Origin of the sequence: Levilactobacillus mulengensis, assembly GCF_003946045.1 — a bacterium.
In the GTDB taxonomy this organism is placed as follows: Bacteria; Bacillota; Bacilli; order Lactobacillales; family Lactobacillaceae; genus Levilactobacillus; species Levilactobacillus mulengensis.
Window position 1 is genome coordinate 132,589 of record NZ_RHNW01000005.1, and the last position, 22,109, is coordinate 154,697.

Sequence of the window (22,109 nt, forward strand, 5' to 3'; positions counted from 1 at the left end):
AATACTATAGTTTGATAATCATTATATTAAGGATGAAGTAATTGTATATAACACTCATAAAATGGTAATTACAGAATAAATGTTTGTGGGTCACCGTATCATAAGTGGGTAGTTACGGAAGGTCACACCATAAGTACAACACGGCAAACAAACAGGCCTCGAAATCATCGAGGCCTGTTTGCTTATGCCGCTCACATCACCGCACTGTCTCCAGCTAAATACCGCTCAAGCTTATGGTCAATCACTTTCAGCTGTTCCTGCTTATCAGCAATCGCAGCGACGACTTGCTTACGCTGTTCGCGCATTAATTCAATTCGTTGCGGCAAGCTGCTAGTGCCTTCACGTACTAAGGCCGTGTAGTGTTGGAGTTCAACGATTGACATGCCAGCTTCTCGCAAATAATGCAGATTAGTTATCCAGTGTAGGTCCTCATCATTAAAGACCCGTTGATTATTTTCATTGCGTTTTTCTGGTGGTAATAAGCCACACTCTAAGTAATACCGGACTGTTCGAATAGTAACATTAGCGGCTTTCGCAAACGCACCAATCCGCATCAATTTATTATTTGCCATTTCGACTTGACCTCCCGTTACGTTAGGCTGATATAGTAAATCCATCATAACAGAAAAGGAAGCTATGGATATGACTATCAAGACATTAATTACTGGTGCTGATCGCGGGATGGGTTATGAATTAGCCCTGGAACTTGGTTTGAAGGGCCAGTCTATCTATGTTGGTTCGAGGAATTTAGCTCGTGGTCAGGCCGCTGTTGCCCAGCTCGAGGCTGCTGGTGTTCAAGCTCAGGCGGTCCAGTTAGACGTGACCGACCATGAGTCGATTGTTGCCGCGAAAACGAGTATCGCTAATTTAGATATTCTCATCAATAATGCGGTATTGCCGTTGATCATGAGACTAAGCCGTCAGAACTATCACTAGACGCAATTCGGCAAGATTTTAACGTAAATTATTTTGGCTTGATTGACGTCACACAGGTCTTCTTACCACTTTTGAAAGCAGCGCCGGCTGGCCGGATTATCAATATCTCCAGTGCGGTGGGGTCATTGACGCTGGCCAGCGATGCCAGCACCAGCATTCACAAGCTACAAGCATCTGGCTACCAGGCTTCTAAGTCAGCGGTCAATATGTTTACCATCAAACTCGCCGCGGAACTTGAGGGCACGTCTATCACGGTAAATGCCGTCAATCCTGGTTGGGTAGACACCAGTTTTGGCGGTGGTGGCGGTAATCGGACCGTGCAAGTGGGGGTGGCGCGGACCGTGGAATTGGCCACTTCTGATGCGTTAACTGATTCTGGTACGTTTTCGGATATCGATGGTATTGTGCCTTGGTAATCGGCTCAAAGCAAGTACGATAAATTAAGCAGATAAGGTCATCTCTAGAAGAGAAAATCACTATTTTAGACAAGGTAGCTTAACAACTTCAAACCAGAGTCAATTGCCCCTGAATGAGTCCAGAGGCAATTGACTTTCTAGATAGAATGCCATATATTGAAAATTATGGAACGGGTATTAGGTGAATAAACAAAAATTAGGAGACGTGACTACATGTCTGAAATTGCTGCACTAGAAATTTTAGTCAAACTAAAGGACGTTAAACCGGCAGTCTCACGGAAGTTAATCGTTCCCGTGACAATTCGTTATGACCAGCTCCACGTGTTGTTGCAATTGGCCTTTGGCTGGACCAATTCCCATCTGTATAGTTTTCGAGCAAAGCATCAACAAGACCGAGAATACGTGGGTTATGTGGACGATATGGATATCAGCGGCGAGCAAGTTTTAGCCAGCCAAGCCTATGTCTATCCGGATTTACAGCAGAACGAAATTTTATACACGTATGATTTCGGCGAAGACTGGGAGCACGTGATTACCTTAAAGCGTGCTCTAACATTTGATGAAATTCAAGACGTTCAGGTGCCAAGCTGTACCTGGAGTCGGGGAGCCAATCGTGCTGAAGATGGGCAGGACGCAGAGGACGCACTGGAGTTCAATCGTCAAAGTTTGAATCAGGAACTTGCCTTATGGTCTCGTGCGGGTGAACAAATGATCCGGGCAGATGATTTGGGATTGATACCTAAGTTTTATTAGGCGAAATGCGCAATCCGTCATTATAGAAAGCAACAGGGTCGCTCAACAACAGTTGGGGTGGCCCTTTTTATTGTGAAAAAGCCCCTCTAGTCAGACATGCGTTGTTACATGCGTGTCCACCTAGAGGGGCTTTTGTTCACTATAGAACGTTCATTTCAAAATCATCGATTCAACCAATAACGCCAAATCAATCCTCATCATGCCGACGACGGCGTTCACCAAAGAACCAAGCGAAGGCACCTGCTGCAACGATAGCGGCACCCCAGAGGTAGAATGGCTGTGTATCGGTCCTCTTATCCGCAATTGAAGTCGTATCAGCCGCGCCTGCTTGTTGCGTAGTTGGGCTGGTGCTGGCTGACTTGGATTGCTTAGCAGACTTAGTTGTGTTTTGAACAGGGGATGTGGCCGCGGTAGTCGCAGCTTGCGCAACGGTGTCACCAGTGACCTGGGTAAAGGCATGCGTGGCAGCTGGAATAACGGCGGTCACTACGCCCAAGGCCGCTTGACCCTGGTTAGTCATAAAGGTCAGGACGGATGCTCCCTGATGATTCCCAGAACGTGAGATCGTCAAGGTTGCGCGGTGCTTGGTTGCCGACGAGGAGTTAGTCGTCGTTACCGCTGCTGGGGTCGACGTTGTAGTTGCTTGATTAGCTGATTTTTCAACCGTTGTGGTAGTTTCAGGCGAAGGCTCGTCAGCTGTCACGGTGGTCGCGCCAGCATTAGTTTCCGAGGCTGCCACTTGGGCAGGCGTCGTGGTGCCAGGCTGACTACCGATACTGTGCGTATCGCCTGTGGTGATCACGGTATCCAGTGCCTTTTGACGAGCGGTAGCTAGCGCTTGGTCAGCCGCGGTCTTAGTCTTATTAGCCTGATTGAGGGTGTCTTGCGCCGCACTTAATTTCGCTTGGACATCGCTCAGATTCTGGTTAGCCGTGTCACTGGCGGCTTGGGCGTCCTGAAGCGCCTTCTTGGCTGTAGTGACAGCGGTATCCGCAACACTAGCCGCGCTTGACGCGGTGTTAAATGTTTCTTGAGCGGCACTCGCGGCTTGGTTAGCGTTCGAAGCCGCCGCTTGGGTTTTGGTAACGGTGGCAGCGAGACTCGGCTGGCTGGCCGTGGCTGATTGCGCGGCGGAAGCGGCTGTGGAGCTATCGGCAGCGGTACTGTCGGCGGCAGTTTGGTATGCCAGCAGGGCTGCGTACGCTTCATAGTTAGCTAGGGCCTGAGCTGATCTTGGGACTTCAATTGCGACTAGGTCTTGTAGGTCTTTGCGGATGATTTGTGCGGTGTCAAGATCAGTCGTGTGTAACTCGGTTTGGAGATCATACGTATTTCCTGAAGCAATCGCATCATTTTCTCTTTGTAAATGGGCGCTGTCGTCGTGGACAACTTCTGCCCAGTCTTCAGAACGCTGTTTCAAGTCAATGAGTACGGTTTGTTCTAAGACACTAGTGTCTTGGCTGAGGTCTATTTTCTTAGGTAAGTATGCAGTTATTTTAAGTAAATAAGCAGCATTGGATGACGTCGCTGCGGAAAGGTCTGATTGATGCGCGGCGAGGGCTGCTTGAGCCTCTGCCGCAGCGTTGGCGGCCTTTTGAGCGGCGGTGATGGAAACTTGAGCCGCTGAACTATTGGAGACAGCCTGGCTATTGGCGGCGTTGGCCGTTTGGGCGGTCTGGTTAGCGGTGTCTAGCGCTGACTGGGCCGCTGATTTAGAACTCGCGGCTGAACTTTGGGTAGTGGTCGCGTCACTAAGCGTCTTTTGGGCACCGGATACGGCCTGTGACTGTTGATTAGCCGTGGCCGCAGCTGCAGTAGCCGCTGAAGAAGCGGCGACAACGTTATTTTTGGCCGTCTCAGCGGCTGCGTCAGCCGTAGCGGCGGCACTGCTGGCAGTTTGAACATCGGCTGAGGTCTCGACTTGCGGGTTTAAATCGTCCTGTGAGGCTTGATTAACAGTAGCGGTATTGTTGGTGGTTGGCGTTGTGGCGGCGTTTGCAAGCACATTATTGGTCATAATGGTACCGGCAAGCACCGCGGTTGTTCCAGCGACAAGTTGAATGGCTTTTTTCATAAAGATGATCTCCCTTGGAAATAAAAGAATTCGAAATTTACGAATAGGACGAGTGGTTATCGTCCCGACCAGAAGTGATTTCTAAATTTACGTGGCAACGGTTATAAAAAATACATAGAAGTCAGCTAACGACCCTAATGCGGTGACGCCCCCGATTTACTTAAATACATGAAGGTGGTTAGTTAGGGTGACTATCGGCGGTGTACTAGTCATAATGCTGCGGTAGCCAGTGTGATATTGTTCTGCCTAAGGTTGAAAACAAAGAAAATTTTTCCTGCGTGGCAAGTCTGTCTAGTCTTATTTGCCTCCAGTGTACACCTGTTGCCCTTAATAGATGCATACTAAGTTTTTTAACCGGTGGAATCATCTATATTGGGGTTAGGTTGATAGATAAAGTGCATACAAAAAAACTGATATGACGAGCGTTAATTCCGTTTGCTCAAGTAAATATTGAACCTGCTTGAAGGAATGGTATTGGCTTGTTGCCACTGCCAATAACGGAATGATGCGAACCGTGTATATTACATAAAGTTAATATTCAGAATGCGCTTTCATATTCCTGATGATATAATTAACAAAGACAGTAAACTAATATAAATCTGAGTAGGAGGCTACATGATGTTGTGGAGAAGGCTAGCGGTGTTGCTGGTGAGCTTAGCGATTGGCATCAGTGTACCGATTGGACTGACAGAAACGTCGGTAACAGGCGATACGACGGTTGCGCGGGCTGCAAATACGGATTACAGTGGCACCCTGGGAACCTGTACGTGGCAATTAACGGCAGATGGGAAGACGTTAACGATTGATGGTGGTAGTGGTGGAATTTTGCCAGAGGGTGGCCCAGGAGAAGGGGGCGGCAGTAAAGATGGCATTATTCAACAGGCTATTGGTAAACAATTGCAGCTTAAGGGTGCTATTTTTGATATAGCTAAATTGCGCAATCTAGAAACTGTTAATTTGACTGGTAAAATTAAAACTGGTAAGAGTGCAGAAAGACTGTTCGCAGATTTCCCGTCAGTCAGTAATCAAGAAGTAATGCTTAATGGTTTAGAGAATCTAGATACGAGTGATACCACCAACATGGCTGGCATGTTTAACGACACGCAGTTTAAGTCTTTAGACTTATCGAAATTCAATACCAAAAGTGTTACGGACATGTCAGATATGTTTACGAATTCTTGGTTCCTAACGACACTTGACCTTTCTAGTTTTGATACAGAAAATGTTACCAATATGGCGAGGATGTTTTCAACCTGTCCTGGAATTCAGGCACTGGATTTATCTAGTCTCAACACGGGAAAGGTTACAGATATGTCAGGAATGTTTCTGGAAGATAGTTCGTTACAGGTGTTGAATCTATCAAGTTTTAATACTGAAAATGTGACGACTATGTGGGAGATGTTTGCTGGGCTTAGTGGCTTAAATCAAAGTAACAGTCTAGTCTTGGGTGATGAATTTGATACGCATAACGTTACTAATATGAGACAAATGTTTTCAGGAGCTGGCATGCCAGCGCTGAACCTAGAGAAGTTTGACACTTCAAATGTGACTGACATGAGTAGCACGTTTAGTGGTATGCATAATTTGACTCAAATAGATGTGTCTAAACTCAACACATCAAAGGTTATACTTATGGATGATATGTTTTCTAACGAAGATAATCTAGCAAGTATCAAATTTGGTGGAAAATTCGATAGCAGTCACGTCCAGTCCATGTCGGGGATGTTTAGTGACACTAAAAAGTTAAATAATTTAGATCTTAGTGGACTCAATACTCGTGGTGTGACTAACATGCGTGCTATGTTCCAAAGGGCAACGGGTCTTGTTACGCAAGATCTGTCCACACTTGATACATCTAAGGTTACTGACTTTAGTTTTATGTTTGACGGAGATACTAATTTACAAGGCATAAACGTTTCTTCGTTTGACACCAGAAACGGTACAGATTTCAATCAGATGTTTCAAGAATGTACGAGCCTAAAAAAACTTGATTTATCGAGCTTCGATACAGCAAATGCTGTCAGAACTTATGGTGACATGGAGGACTACACGAATGGACTCTATCTCATGTTTAATAGTGATACAAGTCTAACCAGCCTAGATATTTCCGGATTTACCATGACGTATGATCAAGCAAGTGATCGATATACGGAAACTGACGGTATGTTTTCTGAGAACAACCACCTCTCGCGGTTGGTGTTAGGGCCTAACGTGCGTTTTGTTAAGATACGTGAATATTCTTCGGGCCCACAACTGCCTAACATAACTGCGAATAAGGTCTACACAGGCAAATGGGAGGCTGTCGGCGCTGGTACGGAGGAAAATCCCAAGGGGAAAACTTACGCAACCAGTGACGATTTGGTCAATGCCTACATGGGGGATGCACGGCCAACTGGGAAACAAGTCTATGTCTGGGAGCCAGTCAAACGGCCAGTGACACCACCAGCACCGTCGTTACCTGGTACTGGAACGGTAACCCCTAATCCTATCCCCGATAAAGTCTTCAAGGGCAGTAGCCTCGATGCGATTAAGAAAATTGGGCTTTACCGGCGGCCGACATTTACCAAGAGGAATCGGATTACCTGGTATGATAAGGCACCGCGAACGCGGCAACCGCAGTTTGTGGTCGTTGGTAAAGCGACTTCAAAACACGGTGTTGCGCGGTATCAGGTCCGAGACGTTAACCATCATTCAAAGACCTATCGACTGACAGGGTACGTGACGACACGGTCAGAGTATGTGACGCCGACTTATTTATCGCAGACTAGCAGTAAAGACGTGATTACAGTCATCAATCCGCAAGGCGTAAATGGGTATCAGCAGGCCAATTTGACCCAGAAACGTAAGCATTATCGGCAGGGTCAGCAGTTGAAAGTCAAACGGATTGTCACGCACAATTTAACGACACGTTTCCAATTGACGAATGGCCAATATGTGACGGCTAATCGGCAATGGGTGCAGAACGGCCAGCGACGTTATCCGCGAAAAATTACCACGAAGCACACGATTTGGCGTTACCAGGATGTGAATTTCAAAAAGGCAACGCATCACTATCGTCGCCATCAGCAATTAAAAGTTCACGGTTGGGACTACTCTGATCATGGGACTTTGCGTTACCGCGTGGCTGGCGGGTATGTGACGGCGAATGCGCGGTTCATTAAATAAGAATGCGTAGAAGGCAGCAAAGTCAGTGAATTTGGCTTTGCTGTTTTTTGTTTAATAAGCTAGTCAGAGATTCTAAGTATGGGGCGAACTATGATTGTGATAACAATGGAGATAGCAGTTAAAACAGTTTAGCAATCACCACAACACTTTCATTGTGTAACATAGCAATGGTATTAATAATATAATAAAATACATATGATGTTCATAAGTTATTCACAAATCACTGATATTCTGAAATCACTCGAAAAAAGAAAACAGCTCGCGACTCACAGGGATAGGGAGGATTGCCTCATGAAGAAGCTATTAGCAATTATTGCAGTGCTAGGATGTGTCCTAGGTTTGACCTCATACCTACGCATTCAAGCGCAAGACCGAAATGACGTTATTGAAAAGGCAACCCTCCAAGACCAGACGGGGCGAGTTGTTAAAAAATTGACTAGTCACCAGGCACAGGACCTGCAAGTGGCGCTGACCGTCAAGCTTCCCGCTGGGGAGACGATGGTGACGTTAGCTGACCAGGACAATGCCAAACTGATGACTGGAGAAATCACTGTAGATTCAAACCAGGAAGTTACAGCAATGGTTGACCAGAAGCGTCAATTGATTTTCAAGAATGACCAAAGCCAGGATCAGACGGTAGATTTAGTTGTACCGGTGAAGGTCACGCCGGCGCCACTCAGTAAAGACTTACAGTTGAAATTAAACGTTGCTGACCCGGAGCAAGAATATGAATTAGAGAAAATTGCGGTTGTTTCTAAAGAAGCCGAAACGGAAACTAAAGCAGAAACAGGTGAAGCGGACGCAAAACTAGCAAAGGAAAAGAATGACGACACCAAAAAGGCTGCAGACGAAACGTCAGACACGAAAACGGAAAAGAAGTCCGACACGAAAACGAAGAAGAAATCAGTTAAACAATCAACAAAGAAAGCGACAACGTCAAACGACAGTAAGACTACCAAGGATGCGCGGTCAAATCAGCAAACTACTGGTAAGACGCAATCACAGAAGTCAGCGACGACTGACAGTGAAGAAGATGTGATAGAAGCTGAGGAAGATGAAGCAGTTCAGGCACGGATGGCAACTACGAACCAGACGCAAGAACTGCCGAATATGCCCACTGAGTCGGTTAAGATTAGTCGTGGCCAAGTTCAAATGGAACAATGGTCAGATAAATTGCTTATCGGTGGAACACTTTTAGAAAAAAAGGATAATACACAACTTATAACGAAAGTAATGGGACAGGATGGTATTTCCTCCGGCGGATATTATGGTGGGGACCCCATCAAAGAATTTAACTATTTTGAAACTCGCTACCACTCCTCTTACCAGAAGAGGGGGACGGGAACCCAAAATGGAGAAATCGCTTATGCTGTGGCTATTGACAACCAAAACATGGCAAATCCAAGTAGTGAAGACACCATCGTTGTTTACTATGACAATGTGGGGATGTACACGACGTCAACTGAAGATGACTCTTTGAAGTATCCGATGGGAGTCATTGTTGAGATTTCAGATATTAAATACCATACGGATCTCGATACGCCACTGAGTTATGGTAAAAGCTACATTGATTTTTCAAATAACTTTTACTCTGGACTGGTCTACAAAGGAATTGAGTCTTTCAATATCGACATGACGTTTACCAACTCGGATTGGAGTCAGGCACTTGAATTTCCTAAGGCAGTTAATGACAAGTATAAGAACTACTTTACGTTTGGTTCGTTAAACGGTAGAGCAGATAAGAAAAATGAATGGGCTGGGACCAGGTCTGAGTTAAAGGGAGAATTGTCGCCCAACTCAAAAGTTGAATATCGTGATCATGGCTGGTACGAAGGTATTGGTATCGGGCTTCCGAAAGATGATCCTGATTACAAAGACGCCGATTGGGGCGATTACCTGGGTTCTGCTGATTATGAACGCGGCGCGGTTTCATTCCCAATGGTTGGGACAACGCAGCTGTTCAAGCTGAAAAGTCAGTTTGGATTCACGTGGCAGTCCTTCTCTAGTGGCTTCTTATTGCCACTGGAACAGCCAGAACCACACAAGACAGTTCACTCGAACGAAGAAATTGATCCAAAGAATAACGACCGGGATGGTGTGACAATCGACCGGGACAAAGACGACACCGACTTCCTGTACTACACGATCTATCAACCCACTTACAATATTCCGAATGACTCTATTGCTAAACCCAACGCGATTACGATGTGGGATCAATTGCCTGCCGGCGTGACAGTTGAAGAAAAAAATATTAACCTTTTCAATACTGATGGCACTCCGGTTAAGGCAAAACGTGGTGAAATTACCATTGTTAATGGCAAGGTCACCTATAAGTTATCCAAGGAAGAAATTGAAGAACTGATCTTTGATGGTAACTCGTTTGCCATTCAAATGATGGTGAAACTTGATTCTGACTTTGTTGGGACGTTGGAAAATGAGGCTGAAATCGAATTTGATTCTGGGACCAATCTCAAGTGGCCGAAGAAGACGAATAAAGTAATCACACACTACTTCAAGGGCGTTTACCAGTTCGAAAAGATTGATAGCACCACCAAGAAGTTACTCACCGGAGCTGAGTTTATCATTCAAGATAAAGCCGGTAACTACCTGAAGTTTGATACGAATGGTAAACGGACGGGCGAGGTTGCGGACAAAAATGAGGCAACCGTACTGAAGGGCGACGACAACGGAAACTTTAAGATTACAGGTCTCAAGACTGGCACGTACACGTTGATTGAAACTAAGGCGCCAGATGGTTACACGATTGGCGAACCTACTGAATTTACAATTTCAAAGGATAAACAGACTGGGCCGATTGAATCCAAGCAAGTTGAAAATGACCCAGAATACAGCTTACCCATCACTGGGGGCCAAGGCATCATCTGGTTCATCATTGTTGGGCTCATGCTCACCCTATCGGCACTCGCCATTTGGCGCACACACCCTAGAGGAGAATAACTATGAAAATCACAAAATTACGAAAACTGGTGCTCGCGGCGGTTGCCGTTTGTGGCTTGGCGCTGGGCGGACAAACAATTGCCCACGCTGCCGAGTCCAATGTGCCGGAAAAAGTGACGATAAAATTGCACAAGATGGACAATGAAGCGGAAAAGGAAATTGAAAACACTGGGGATGACTTGGGCGTTATGGAGGGGGTTAATCCCTATGATGCCAAGCGGTTTGGCTCAGTGACCTATCGAATCTATGATATGACCGAATATCTTGCGAATGAAAATATTGTTAATGGTAAAACGAGTCACGAAGATTTTGAAAAAGCGCGGCAAGAGTTAGTCGACAAAATTACTGGTAAGCAGACAGATCCAGCTGCTGTGCTCAAGGCGCAACGAGCCTTCGTAAAGGAGCACAATCTGCAGAGCATTGCGAAACAAACGTTAAGTGACAACAGTGGCATCCTAACGTTTTCAGAAATCGAAAATAGTGGGTTCTACCTGATTATGGAAACGTGGGCACCCGTTAAGAATCTGACGAAAATTTCAGCACCTATGCTCATCAGTTTACCCCTGAACGATAAGGACCCCGTTCACCTATACCCTAAGAACCTGATTGCTCGGAACGTTGACCCACTGATTCACAAAATTGGACTCGACCCAAAGAATCCAACCGGAAATACGTACGTACCATTAGGTAAGGTTAAGTTTACGTTGAAAGAGGTAGGGGAAAATAAGGAAACGCGGATTCTAGTAACCGATAAAAATGGTGACATTGAATTCGGAAATCTATCCGTAGGAACCCAATATGAGCTGAAGGAAGTTTCAAACCGGAAACAACCGTGGTATAAGCAGACAAACACCAAGGATACGGTTCTTTCTTTAATCTTTGAGGTTGATAAGAATGGTAATATCATTAAAGTAGAAGCTCAGCCAGATGACACCCACTTTAATATTGACAAGGATAAGATCGGCATCAAAAATGACCTGATTTTAGGCGGCGCTGAATTTCAAAAAATTGACGCTAATAGCGAAAAAGGTTTGAAAGGTGCTAAGTTTAAGGTCCAGAAGATTGATAAGAAAGGCAGAACTTTCTGGGCCGTGTTCAAAGATCAAACGTTTGTAAAATGGGTAACCAATAAAGACAAGGCTACTGAATTAACGTCCGGCGAAGAAGGAAAATTCAGTTTCACCGGCGTCCCTTACGTCTATGACCAGCGAAATGGCGACGTGACTTACAACCTGGTCGAAACGCAAGCCCCCGCTGGTTACGCGCTACTAAAGTCTGCAACCGAATTTAAGATTGGTGAGGACACAGGAATCCAGCAAGTTAAGAACGAAAGCTACGCGCTGCCAACGACTGGTGGCATGGGCATCTGGCTCTTCCTGCTCATTGGGGCCCTCCTGATGGGTGGCGCCGGCTACCTGTACTACCGGCAAAAGCGTTCAGCATAGATTGATTAACCATTTAGACAATTAAAGAAGGGAGGAACCCCCTCATGCGTAAATGGCTCATGATTTTACTATTCTGCGTTGGCCTGGGCCTGATTGGCTACCCAGCCGTCCGGAACCAAGTGACCGTTTGGCGTCAGCAGGGGGTTCTGGTGGCGTATAAGCGCCAGTTACGGACGGCGAGTAAGACGCAGCGCAAAGTCCTCAAACAGGCCTTACAGCGGCAGGCAACGGACAATCAGACGACCGCCTATGACCCGTTCAAGGATGAAAATGACCGCTTCATTGACACGACACCCCTAGCGCTGGTGGCAATTCCTAAGATTGACGTGGAACTGCCGGTGTTTTCCGGGACCAGCGACCCCATTTTACAGAAGTATGCCGGGCTGGTTCACGGCACGGATATCCCGCAAGGCAAGCGCAATCAGCATAGTCTGATCACAGCGCACCGGGGATTGACCAGCGCGAAACTCTTCACCGATTTGCCTCGGCTCCAACGCGGTGACCGGTTCTATTTGAAAAATGCCTACGGGCTGATGACGTATGAGGTCGCGACCATTCGGACCGTGAAGGCGGCCACCCGCCAACCGATTCTGCGGACGGCGAACCAGAATCAAGTCACGCTGATGACCTGCACGCCGTACATGATCAACACCCATCGGCTCCTGGTCACCGGCCAGCGGATTCCAAACGAGACCCAGACGATTCCGCAAGGGAAAACGGTGTGGGACTGGTACAAAATTGTTTTACTGATTCTGGCGGCAACACTCGTCATTGGCGGCGCGTGGCTGGGTTACCGCCGCTACCGCCAAGCAAGGGAGGGAAGCTAAATGGCCACACGAAAACGACGTTCCAAGAAGGGCGCCCTCTGGTTGCTGGCGATGTTTGTGATTGGGGCTGGGCTGATCCTGTTGGCCCTGACGCAGACCTTCTCGGTGGAGCAGCTGGGTGACGCGGCGAAACGGGAAATGACGGTCGCAAGCATCCAGCGCGCGACCCAGAAATCCAAGCAACAACCGGACGCGTTTAACTACGCGAAGACAGCACAGCTGAATCCCCTCACGGTAGGTGGCTACGGCTTGCGTGAGCTGACCGGTAGAAGCTCATACGGTGCGGTGGGCCAGGTGCGGGTTCCCGCGGTGGGACTGGACTTACCAATCGGCATCGGCGTGAGTAATTCGGTCCTGGTCCGAGGCGCGGGAACGCTGAAGGCAGACCAACGCATGGGTCAGGGAAATTATGCCTTGGCCGGACACTACATGACGCCCCGGCGCCTTCTGTTCTCGCCTCTCGAGGGCGTACGCAAGGGCAACGCCGTCTACCTGACGGATAAGCGCCAGGTCTACCACTACCGCGTGACTCGGGTCCGGATGATCGACCGCCACCAGGTGAGCGTCATCAACGATGTCCCTGGGCAGAAATTAGTGACGCTGGTGACCTGCGCCTCAGCGAAACGCGGCGAACCCAAGCGGCTGGTGGTGCAAGGGGAACTGCAGTCGGTGAGACCGGCGACGACGGCTTGAGTGATGTTAATTGGATACAGTAAAGGCCCGGCATGTGCCGGGCCTTTTAGGGTCCACAACTTTTTTGCTAAAAAATCCATCTAATTCATTGACTGTCACGTAACGTCATAGTTTAGTATGGCAGATAGTGAGTCAGTTATTGGGTTTGAAAGTGGGGTGGATGTGCTATGAAACAAGAATCACTTTTTGCCGGTCGACCGGAGAATACGCCGTTGGCGAGTCGCGTGCGGCCCAAGGACTTGGACCAGTTCGTGGGGCAACAGCATTTACTGGGATCGGGCAAGATTTTACGTGAAATTATTGAAAATGACCAAGTGTCGTCCATGATTTTCTGGGGGCCGCCGGGTGTGGGGAAGACGACCCTGGCAGAAATCATTGCCCGCAAGACGAAGTCCAGTTTTCTGAGCTTCAGTGCGGTCGACAGTAGCATCAGTAAGATTAAAAAGATTATGAAACAGGCCGAACTGGACCGCGAGATTGGTCAGCAGACCATGGTCTTTGTGGACGAAATCCACCGGTTTAACAAGGCCCAGCAGGATGCTTTTTTGCCGTACGTCGAACGCGGGAGCATCATCCTGATTGGTGCGACCACGGAGAACCCGTCGTTTGAAATCAACTCGGCCCTGCTCTCGCGCTGCAAGGTGTTTGTGCTCAAGGCATTGAAGCAGGCCGACATCGTCACACTGATTGAAAATGCGCTCCACAATCCTGAAGGCTTTGGCAAGCAGACCATTAAGATTGGTGACGACGAGATTCAGGCCATTGCTAATTTTGCGGACGGGGATGCCCGCATGGCGCTGAACGTCTTGGAAATGGCCATTTTAAACGGTGACAAGGGCGAGCAGGCCACGACGGTCACCATGGCCGACCTGAGTCAATTGATCACGAAAAAGTTCGTGCTCTACGACAAAAATGGCGAAGAGCACTACAACATCATTTCCGCGCTGCACAAGTCGATGCGTAACAGCGATACCGACGCGGCCATTTACTGGTTGTCGCGGATGCTGGAGGGCGGCGAAGACCCGTTGTACATTGCGCGGCGGCTGGTGCGGTTTGCCAGCGAGGACGTTGGGTTGGCGGATACCAATGCGCTCAACGTGGCCATCAATGTGTTCCAGGCCTGCCAGTTTCTGGGGATGCCCGAGTGTGACATCCACCTGGTGGAGGCGGTGACCTACCTGTCACTGGCCCCGAAGTCCAACGCCATTTACAAGGCGCGGCTCACGGCGGCCAAGGACGTGAAGCAGACGGCCAACGATCCCGTGCCGCTCCAGATTCGCAACGCCCCAACTAAGCTGATGAAAGGCTTAGGGTATGGCAAGGGCTATGAGCTGGCGCATACGCCAAGGACAAATTGACGACGATGAAGACCATGCCGCCTTCCTTGGAGGGACATGAATATTATTTGCCAACGAGTGAAGGTCATGAGCAACGGTTCAAGGACCGGTTGGCGCAGATTAAAGCCTGGCATCAACAGAATGGATAAACGAAAAGGGCGTTGCAGGATTTTCTGCAACGCCCTTTGTGATGGTTTAGACTAAAGTTTTCGTTTGACCAAAGTTCATATCCATTGGCCGGATGAAGGCCCAAGTGGAGTGGATGACTTTCCAGTCGGCACCCTCGCGTTCGTAAACTTCGATGCAGTTGTAGCGCATGTCGTTCAGCGAGGTCTTGGCGTACAGCTGGTAGGTCAGGACGGCCATATCGCCGTTGATCTGCACCCGGGGGTCCTCGAAGTCGTAGGAGTCAGCGAAGAGCTTACCCTCAACATTAGCCAGGACAAACTGCTTGATTTCGGCATAGGTATCGACACGGTGCGGCTTAGAGCTGTCAAAGTAGGAAAAGTTAGTCGGTGACCATAGGGTGAGGTAACCAGAGGTATCCCCCTTGAACCATTTGTCCAAGGCACCCTTTTCCAGAGCGATAATTTCAGCGGTTAAGGTATCGGTTTCGTTTGTCATGAGCGTTCTCCTTTGTTTGTTCAAGATAGACTCAGTCTAAACTATGCCGTAACGTTACAGTCAAGGGCGAGGTAATCGAAATTGGAAAAATTAACGATTGATAATTGGTAAATAGGTGTACAATTTGAAACAATAATAGATTGAATAAAAAGGGGGGAGTCGCCCATGATGTTTGTCGTGGTACTTGTACTGATTCTGCTAGTTCTTGCTATCGTCTATGGCGTTCGTCACCGGCAGTGGTGGCTGGTTATTCTGGCAGTGGTGGTCTTGCTGGCAATCGTTGTTTTTGAGATTGCGATGGAGATTGTGATTGTTGTCTTGGATGAATGAGCTTGGCGAAATATGAAAAGCTGCTTAGAAAGAGTGTGCGATAACCTTGGATGGGTTAGTTAGCGCATGCTTTTTAATAGTCACTCACCATTAGAATCGAACGTCCATATCATGATTAAAAGTATTTGTGAAAATGGGTTCAAACAATTTAGCCTATCCTAAATTATTTGGCGTATTATTTGTTATACTGGACGTGTATATAGGGTGTTTGCGCAGGTAAATATTTCGATGTGTGGAAATGAATTAGGTAGTAATTAAGACCTTAATTATATTTCAAGGGGGCTGTACGATATGAAACATGGAGTAGTTGGGATTGTTTTAACAGCAGCCATCGTTTTTGGTGGTGCTCAGGTTCTGGGAAATCTATCGGGTATAGCAAGTAGTCCGACGGTAGTAGTCGCACACGCGGATGCAACTGCAACGCAAAGTGGTGTTATGGGAGATGGTGCTGACGCTTGCCACTGGCAGGTATCATCTGATGGTGTCTTACATGTTGGCACAGGCACACTGCCAGAGGCATCGAAGACAGAAGTTGAAAGACCAATAGGAACTCAGACGTATTGGTGGTCACCTTTCTATGATCTTATTTCAAACTTGAAAGACAGCGGTTTAACGATAAAGACGATTTCATTGGACGGAAAAGTTAAAGCACCAGTCAATGCTTCGTATTTATTTGCGCAACTTAATGCGTTCGAACCGACTGAGAATGGAACTGGTCCTCAAATTAAAAATTTAGGGAATTTAGATGTCAGCCAATCAACGAATCTGTCGTATATGTTTTTGGATGCTGATCAAGAAGTTATTGATGTGTCTAACTTTGACACTAGCCATGTAGATAATATGCGGGCCATGTTTTGCGGTAATGAGCGAGTCAAAAAGTTTGTAGGACTTGATAAGCTAGATACCAGTCAGGTTAATGACATGGGCCAAATGTTTGATGATGTTGGTGTTCAAGGTCAACCACTCACATTGGATTTATCCCACTTAAACGTTAGTAATGTCGGTATATCCAGCGATGAAGAAAATAATCATGATGTTAAGGAAACTGGATTTGATGATATGATTGGTGCACCAGGTAGCTGTCGTTTAACGGTTAATATCTCAGGTTGGCAGCCTAAGATACCATTAGATAATTTGTTTGACAACTACTATGAGAACTTGAAGATTGTTAAGCTAACGTTAGGGCCTAATCAGGACTTAACGAATGCAGATTTACCTGATATCTGGTCGATCGATCCGAATAATAATGAGAAGACGCCATATACAGGAAAATGGGAAAATGTCAAAGACCTGTACTCTACAGATACCAGTAAAGTACGTTATTCGCCTGCTCAGCTTATGGCACTGTATGGAAAAGATAGTGCGAAGAATCCACAGAATATCGAGACCTATGTTTGGGAGCCAGATAAAACGCCGGGAAATCCAGTGAAAGTTCACTTCGTCGATCAAGCGGGAAATACGATACAAACAGATCAATCAGTTCCAGGTGACATGGGAGCAGACTACACCATAACACCGCAAAAAATTCAAGGTTATCAATTTGTGAAGGCCATCAACGGCTCGCTGTCGGGAACTTTTACGTCAGATGCACAGGAAGTTACGCTGGTTTATAAAACAGTACCAGTTGCACCAGCTAACTCGAGTGTTGTATCCGGTAAGGATGAAACCAGTAGTAACGACAGTACTAGTAGTGAACCGAATACGGCGAATACAACGGCTTCACTGAGTAAGAAAGATCGAGCAGTGACTGCTGTTAAGAAGCTGGGTTTGTATGAGTCGCCTAACTTTACGAAACGTGCGCGAAAGTTCTACTATCCTCGTCAATCACGACTAAAGCGTGCTCAGTTTGTGATTACAGGCATGGCTCAGTCAAGTAACGGAACGCCGCGGTCAGACTGGCTATGTTACGGCCAATGAGAAATTCTGGGTTCATACCTACTATCAAACGACACCCAAGACGGTTAAAGTGATTGCCACTAAGGGCGTTGATGCATATAAGAAAATGAGTTTGACAGGCGACGTTAAGCATTATCGGCAGGGTAAGGTATTGCGCGTTAAGCAAATCAAACGTTATCATTTAACGACACGATTAGTCTTGCGTAATGGTTGGTACATTACTGCTAATAAGAATTATGTCGTTGAAAGATAAGTGGTCTTTAAGATTAGACTAGTAATCAAATAGCCCCACTGCGTAGAAAAAACGCAGTGGGGCTATTCGTTTAACTGTGAATTACTTGGTCTCTTGTCCCAATTCCAACAGTCGTTGACGCAGGTCGTCATCGTAGGCCGTCAAGTACAGGCCGTACTTCCCGCGCTTCATCAACACGTTGAGGACGTTAGCGATGAAGTCCTTGTACTCGTCGCGTGAGAATTTCATATCCTTGCGCTTCTTGAAAATTTCCTTGTGAGAATATTTTTCGGGGATAATGGTCATGGTGTCGGTCGCTTTGTCGTAACCGAACGAGGGGCCGATGATCATGCCGACGTAGTTCAGGTCGAAGCCTTGCAGCGTGTAGATTGTGCCGACCTGGGTGATGGAGCCTTCCCGCTTGGCCCAGTGGGTCCGTTGCGGGTCCCATTCGTCCCAAGGCAGGCTGAACGAATCCATTTCCACGTTGTGGCGTCCATCGATTCGAGGGAAACCAGAGGTGGCAACGACCCGGCTCATGCCGACTTCCTTGTTGCGCTTCTTGATATTTTCAAACAGCTCGCCAGCAGTATCGAACATTTTAAATTCGAAGTCGCTGTTGTCAGGGAAGGGCTTCAGGGGCTTTTCGGCCGTCAAATCGTCCATCCAGTCGACCTGTTCGTCGCTGGCGACCATCCGGTACTGGAAGTTCATGTTAAATTGCTTGTGGGGATGATTGCCAATGGTCTTGTCGAGCAGTGGCCGGTCCCAGTACATCTTGGACTGGAAGACCTGGTCGAAATCGTAAACGACCACGACGACCTTGGCCAAAGCCATCAAGTCGGTTAACTGGTTTTGCCCGCGGTAGTGCGCGTAGGGTTCTGATTTGGAGTAAAGCAGATGGGCTTCATCCACGAAGATGATGTCGTATTTTTTGTGATTCTTTTGCGCGTAGTTGATCAAAGAGGTTGGCCGGCGAATCTCACTGGCCTTCATGTTGGGGATGGATTCGGCCAGGTCCCGGTAGGCCTTGTACAGCTCGGGATGGTTGACCACCAGTGACGTCCGGTAGTGGCGGTCGGTCATGTACTGACGGACCAATTCCATCAAAACGACGGACTTCCCGGTCCCAGCCGCGCCTTCGATGACGGCAACGGAAGCCGTGTCGCCGTTCAGGCCTTGCTTGATGTAGTCGTTGATATTGGTGATAACAGTCTTCTGGTCGTCGGAAAGGTCATCGACGAAGAACTGTTCTTGTAAAATTTTATTCATACTGGAACTCCTTATGCCGTTATGGAATTTGAAAGACAGTTATTAGTATAGCAGTTATGGGGATGGGTGCTGTTAAAATTGTTGGGAAGCTGTCGAAAATAGGGAAATCGCGGGCTGGAAAAATATATCGCTATAGCGGCAAAGAAATTGATTGTGGTTGGGGGAGGGCTGCTGTATGCTTAGGACACAAGTTAATTGAAAACCGGGTTTTGGTGATTTTCAAAGTGCGATGTGACGGCGTTTGCTTAGCGTATTCCCCGCGGATGCGGGGGTGATCCTGAGGACAATCCCGAAATTCAGTTAGGAGCCAGGTATTCCCCGCGGATGCGGGGGTGATCCCCAGGTATAAGTCGGATAGGTTTTAAGATTGTAGTATTCCCCGCGGATGCAGGGGTGATCCCGACACGTGGGATGAAGATGCTCCCGAATCCATGTATTCCCCACAGGTGTGGGAGCGAATCAAAAGGCCAGTTCTCTGCGTGAGAACTGGCCTTTTACAAATAAGATTAGTTGGCTTGAGGGTAGAAAATAGCAGTCGGCATGTAGTAATGCGTGCCGTTTACCAGATAGCCGCAAGAGACTCGGATGCTGCTGGTTACGTCCTTATTACGCTCAGGGGCGTAAGTTGTCGTATAAGTTGTATACTGACGCTTAATTACTGTTAGATACTGAGCGCTACCAGACTTGCTGACACGCTTACCAATTGCGCTAGGAACGGCTTGCTTGGTGTAGAGGTAGGTTTTTCCACTGCCTGAAGGGAGTGCGGCTTTGGTAACTTTGATGGAAGTCGTGGGTTTGGGGTCGACGCCTACGCTAAAGACAGCAGTGTTAGCGTAGTACTCGAGATAGCCATCACTGCTGACGTGAATGCGAGCGGCTTTAGCCGTGCTTTCGTTGCTGGCGTCTGGATACTTCAGTCCAGCAAAGAGGTTGCCATCCTGAGTCGCATTTAATCCAATGTTTTCTGGATAGGATTTTTGTGTACTGTAGTACCGGAGATACTGGGGGACTGAGACTTTTTTAAAATCAGTTTTTTTCATAACGATATCTCGCGTCGAGGTCTCGTTTTTTCCAACATAGCTCTTTCGCAAATGGTAACTGAGTGTATCCATTTGAATATCCATGATGCGTTTTCCTTTAAGTGTGGTGACACCGCTGATTTGGACGATGGTACCTTTGGGGATAGTGAAGGCCTTTTTGTACTTGGTTTTAGCAAGAACAATTTTTTTCTTAGCTATCAAAAAATTGCCAGATTTGGCGTTGACATAGCTGGTACTAGCCGCTGCTGTGACGCCACCGGTTAGGGCTAATCCGAGTCCAATTGCACCTATAGTAACTAAAATGTTCTTAAGTTTCATATGTAGCTCCTCCTAAAAATGGTACCTTAACTACTCTAAGTATACGCTGCTAGGGTAAAAAAATCTGAGGTTAAGCGCTGGGAATTGATGTTGGTGTAAAGTGGTTAAGGTTTTCGCTATAGCGGCAAAAAAATTGATTGTGGCTGGGGGAGGGCTGCTGTATGCTTAGGTAGAAGTTAATTGAAAACCGGGATTTTGTGATTTTCAAAGTGCGGTGTGGCGGCGTTTGTTTAGTGTATTCCCCGCGGATGCGGGGGTGATCCCAATCGTTGATCCCTTGGTGTTCTTCTTGAACGGTATTCCCCGCGGATGCGGGGGTGATCCTTGGCTTGCCGGCCTTACGTGCCTTACGGAGTTGTATTCCCCGCGGATGCGGGGGTGATCCTGAAGATGGGCTACTCACAGTCATATATCAGTAGTATTCCCCGCGGATGCGGGGGTGATCCTTCTTTTTAAAGGTGTAAGTCCATCTAACCTTAGTATTCCCCACGGATGTGGGGGCGATTAATTGTAAGTTCATTTTTTGAATTAATGTGCCATTCAAAAGTAAGAAAGCTAAGTATTTCTCTATTTGTAGAATATGAGTACGAAAATATTTTTACATTTCGACAGTTAACGTTGTGCTATAATTATGGCGTGAGTTGGTAAGTAACAATCATTTCTAGATGGAGGGATATACAATGAAAATTAAACATCTTGTAGCTGCTGTCGCAGTATGTTTTGGTGTTGCGGGGATGGCTACGACTATATCAGCCGCACAGCCAGCGAGTGCCGTGACCACTAGTAATAAAAATTTTCGTAAATATAAAACTATGCCGAAAGCTTTGCGTGGTACTTGGCAAACCAAGGGATACACTAAATATCGTAAGGGAATCAAGTCCAATGCTACATATCAATTTAATAAGAACTCATATACCCTAATCATGAAGTTTAAAGGTGGTAGTGTGAAGTCTAAGACCATCCACTTCCCAAAGAATCAAATCGGTGGTATGTGGTATGAGAAGCAAAGAAAGGTTTACGACGTTTTTCCAGGCGGGAAGATGTCCGATGCCAAGAAGGCCTACGCATCATACTTAACGCTAAAGCCAGTCCGTCGTAATGGGAAACGAGCTCTGGCCCTTTACCCAATTGGCGGCACCAAGATGACTTATTTCTACCGGAAGTAGATTCTATCTATTAAGTAACCCATTGGAGGGGAAATCATGAAAATCAAGCATTTAGTACTAGCAGTAGTCTTAAGCCTAGGACTAGTTGGAGCTGTGACTTCAGTCTCTCAACCAGCCAGCGCCGCTACTAATAATGCCAAGAACTACAAGACGTACAAGTCCATTCCTAAGCCATTGTGGGGGACGTGGCGGACTAAGGGATATACCGAGTACAATGGCGAGAGTAATAAAAAGGTGCGCTGGAGCTACTCGTTCAAAAAGCATACGTATTCACAGAAAGTGGATTTTCAAGGGAAGCGGAAGTCCAAGACCATTCACTTTCTAAAGAAAGAAATTCGTGACATTGACTACCGCTACAAGACCAAGCGATACGAGATTTATCCAACGGCAGTCAAGACGAAGAGTAAGCTTGCATATGCCTCTATCCTCTACTTGAAGCTAGTTCGTCATAATGGGAAAAAGGCGTTAGAGATGTATCCGCGAGTTGATAACCACACGACTTATCTCTATAAGCGATAGCAATTTTGACCAAATAAAGGCCCAATTCATCTGCGTGGATTGGGCCTTTGATGTACTATTAGGAGAATAGCGTACGTGTTTTTAGGTGCTAATTTCACTAGAATCAAG

General features: G+C 46.9%; 15 protein-coding genes, 3 pseudogenes and 1 CRISPR repeat array. Of the genes and pseudogenes, 13 read left to right on the forward strand and 5 right to left on the reverse strand.

Annotation, left to right across the window (positions count from 1 at the left end; translation table 11 throughout):
- Window positions 1-191 precede the first annotated feature (191 nt).
- Window positions 192-572 carry a MerR family transcriptional regulator gene (locus EKM84_RS06730; RefSeq protein ID WP_164511340.1) on the reverse strand — a complete coding sequence of 127 codons (381 nt, stop codon included), beginning with the start codon at window positions 570-572 and terminating at the stop codon, window positions 192-194.
- A gap of 70 nt (window positions 573-642) precedes the next feature.
- Between EKM84_RS06730 and EKM84_RS14480 the strand changes: the two are divergent.
- A pseudogene (locus tag EKM84_RS14480) lies at window positions 643-1,352 on the forward strand (SDR family NAD(P)-dependent oxidoreductase).
- 213 nt (window positions 1,353-1,565) lie between these two features.
- A complete protein-coding gene (locus EKM84_RS06740) occupies window positions 1,566-2,105 on the forward strand; it encodes a plasmid pRiA4b ORF-3 family protein (RefSeq protein WP_125764987.1) in 540 nt (179 codons plus the stop codon).
- A 187-nt stretch (window positions 2,106-2,292) separates the two neighbouring features.
- On the opposite strand, the gene EKM84_RS06745 is transcribed toward EKM84_RS06740, so the two are convergent.
- A complete protein-coding gene (locus EKM84_RS06745) occupies window positions 2,293-4,179 on the reverse strand; it encodes a hypothetical protein (protein ID WP_125764989.1) in 1,887 nt (628 codons plus the stop codon).
- Between the two features lie 618 nt (window positions 4,180-4,797).
- Here EKM84_RS06745 and EKM84_RS06750 point away from each other — a divergent pair.
- From EKM84_RS06750 to EKM84_RS06775, 6 genes and pseudogenes are all read left to right on the forward strand, one after another.
- Window positions 4,798-7,344 carry a BspA family leucine-rich repeat surface protein gene (locus EKM84_RS06750; protein WP_164511341.1) on the forward strand — a complete coding sequence of 849 codons (2,547 nt, stop codon included), beginning with the start codon at window positions 4,798-4,800 and terminating at the stop codon, window positions 7,342-7,344.
- Window positions 7,345-7,635: 291 nt separating this feature from the next.
- Window positions 7,636-10,302: a SpaA isopeptide-forming pilin-related protein gene (locus EKM84_RS06755; RefSeq protein WP_164511342.1), complete on the forward strand. Its 2,667-nt coding sequence runs from the start codon at window positions 7,636-7,638 to the stop codon at window positions 10,300-10,302.
- A 2-nt stretch (window positions 10,303-10,304) separates the two neighbouring features.
- Window positions 10,305-11,747, forward strand: a complete 1,443-nt coding sequence (locus EKM84_RS06760) for a SpaA isopeptide-forming pilin-related protein (protein WP_125764995.1) — start codon at window positions 10,305-10,307, stop codon at window positions 11,745-11,747.
- A 44-nt stretch (window positions 11,748-11,791) separates the two neighbouring features.
- Window positions 11,792-12,574 (forward strand): class C sortase, encoded by a 783-nt coding sequence (locus EKM84_RS06765; RefSeq protein ID WP_125764997.1) that lies wholly within the window; start codon window positions 11,792-11,794, stop codon window positions 12,572-12,574.
- Window positions 12,575-13,267, forward strand: coding sequence for a class A sortase (locus EKM84_RS06770; protein WP_125764999.1), 693 nt, complete (start codon window positions 12,575-12,577; stop codon window positions 13,265-13,267).
- Between the two features lie 167 nt (window positions 13,268-13,434).
- Window positions 13,435-14,753, forward strand: a pseudogene (locus EKM84_RS06775) (replication-associated recombination protein A).
- Window positions 14,754-14,799: 46 nt separating this feature from the next.
- On the opposite strand, the gene EKM84_RS06780 reads toward EKM84_RS06775, so the two are convergent.
- Window positions 14,800-15,228, reverse strand: coding sequence for a DUF4440 domain-containing protein (locus EKM84_RS06780; RefSeq protein WP_125765001.1), 429 nt, complete (start codon window positions 15,226-15,228; stop codon window positions 14,800-14,802).
- Window positions 15,229-15,393: 165 nt separating this feature from the next.
- Here EKM84_RS06780 and EKM84_RS14175 point away from each other — a divergent pair, with 165 nt between their 5' ends.
- From EKM84_RS14175 to EKM84_RS14520, 3 genes and pseudogenes are all read left to right on the forward strand, one after another.
- Entirely contained in the window at window positions 15,394-15,558 is a 165-nt protein-coding gene (locus tag EKM84_RS14175; RefSeq protein WP_164511343.1) for a hypothetical protein, read from the forward strand.
- Between the two features lie 291 nt (window positions 15,559-15,849).
- Complete coding sequence (locus EKM84_RS06785; protein ID WP_125765003.1) at window positions 15,850-17,475, forward strand: MucBP domain-containing protein; 1,626 nt, start codon at window positions 15,850-15,852, stop codon at window positions 17,473-17,475.
- A gap of 31 nt (window positions 17,476-17,506) precedes the next feature.
- A pseudogene (locus EKM84_RS14520) lies at window positions 17,507-17,707 on the forward strand (DUF5776 domain-containing protein); the annotation flags it as partial.
- Between the two features lie 81 nt (window positions 17,708-17,788).
- Here the strand turns inward: EKM84_RS14520 and EKM84_RS06790 are convergent.
- Complete coding sequence (locus EKM84_RS06790; RefSeq protein WP_125765006.1) at window positions 17,789-18,958, reverse strand: DUF2075 domain-containing protein; 1,170 nt, start codon at window positions 18,956-18,958, stop codon at window positions 17,789-17,791.
- A gap of 506 nt (window positions 18,959-19,464) precedes the next feature.
- Complete coding sequence (locus tag EKM84_RS06795; protein WP_125765008.1) at window positions 19,465-20,316, reverse strand: hypothetical protein; 852 nt, start codon at window positions 20,314-20,316, stop codon at window positions 19,465-19,467.
- A 235-nt stretch (window positions 20,317-20,551) separates the two neighbouring features.
- Window positions 20,552-20,823: direct repeats of the CRISPR family, unit length 28 nt; unit sequence GTATTCCCCGCGGATGCGGGGGTGATCC.
- A 227-nt stretch (window positions 20,824-21,050) separates the two neighbouring features.
- Here EKM84_RS06795 and EKM84_RS06800 point away from each other — a divergent pair.
- Window positions 21,051-21,482: a hypothetical protein gene (locus EKM84_RS06800; RefSeq protein ID WP_164511344.1), complete on the forward strand. Its 432-nt coding sequence runs from the start codon at window positions 21,051-21,053 to the stop codon at window positions 21,480-21,482.
- A gap of 36 nt (window positions 21,483-21,518) precedes the next feature.
- Window positions 21,519-22,001, forward strand: a complete 483-nt coding sequence (locus EKM84_RS06805; RefSeq protein ID WP_125765012.1) for a hypothetical protein — start codon at window positions 21,519-21,521, stop codon at window positions 21,999-22,001.
- The last annotated feature ends 108 nt before the right edge of the window (window positions 22,002-22,109 follow it).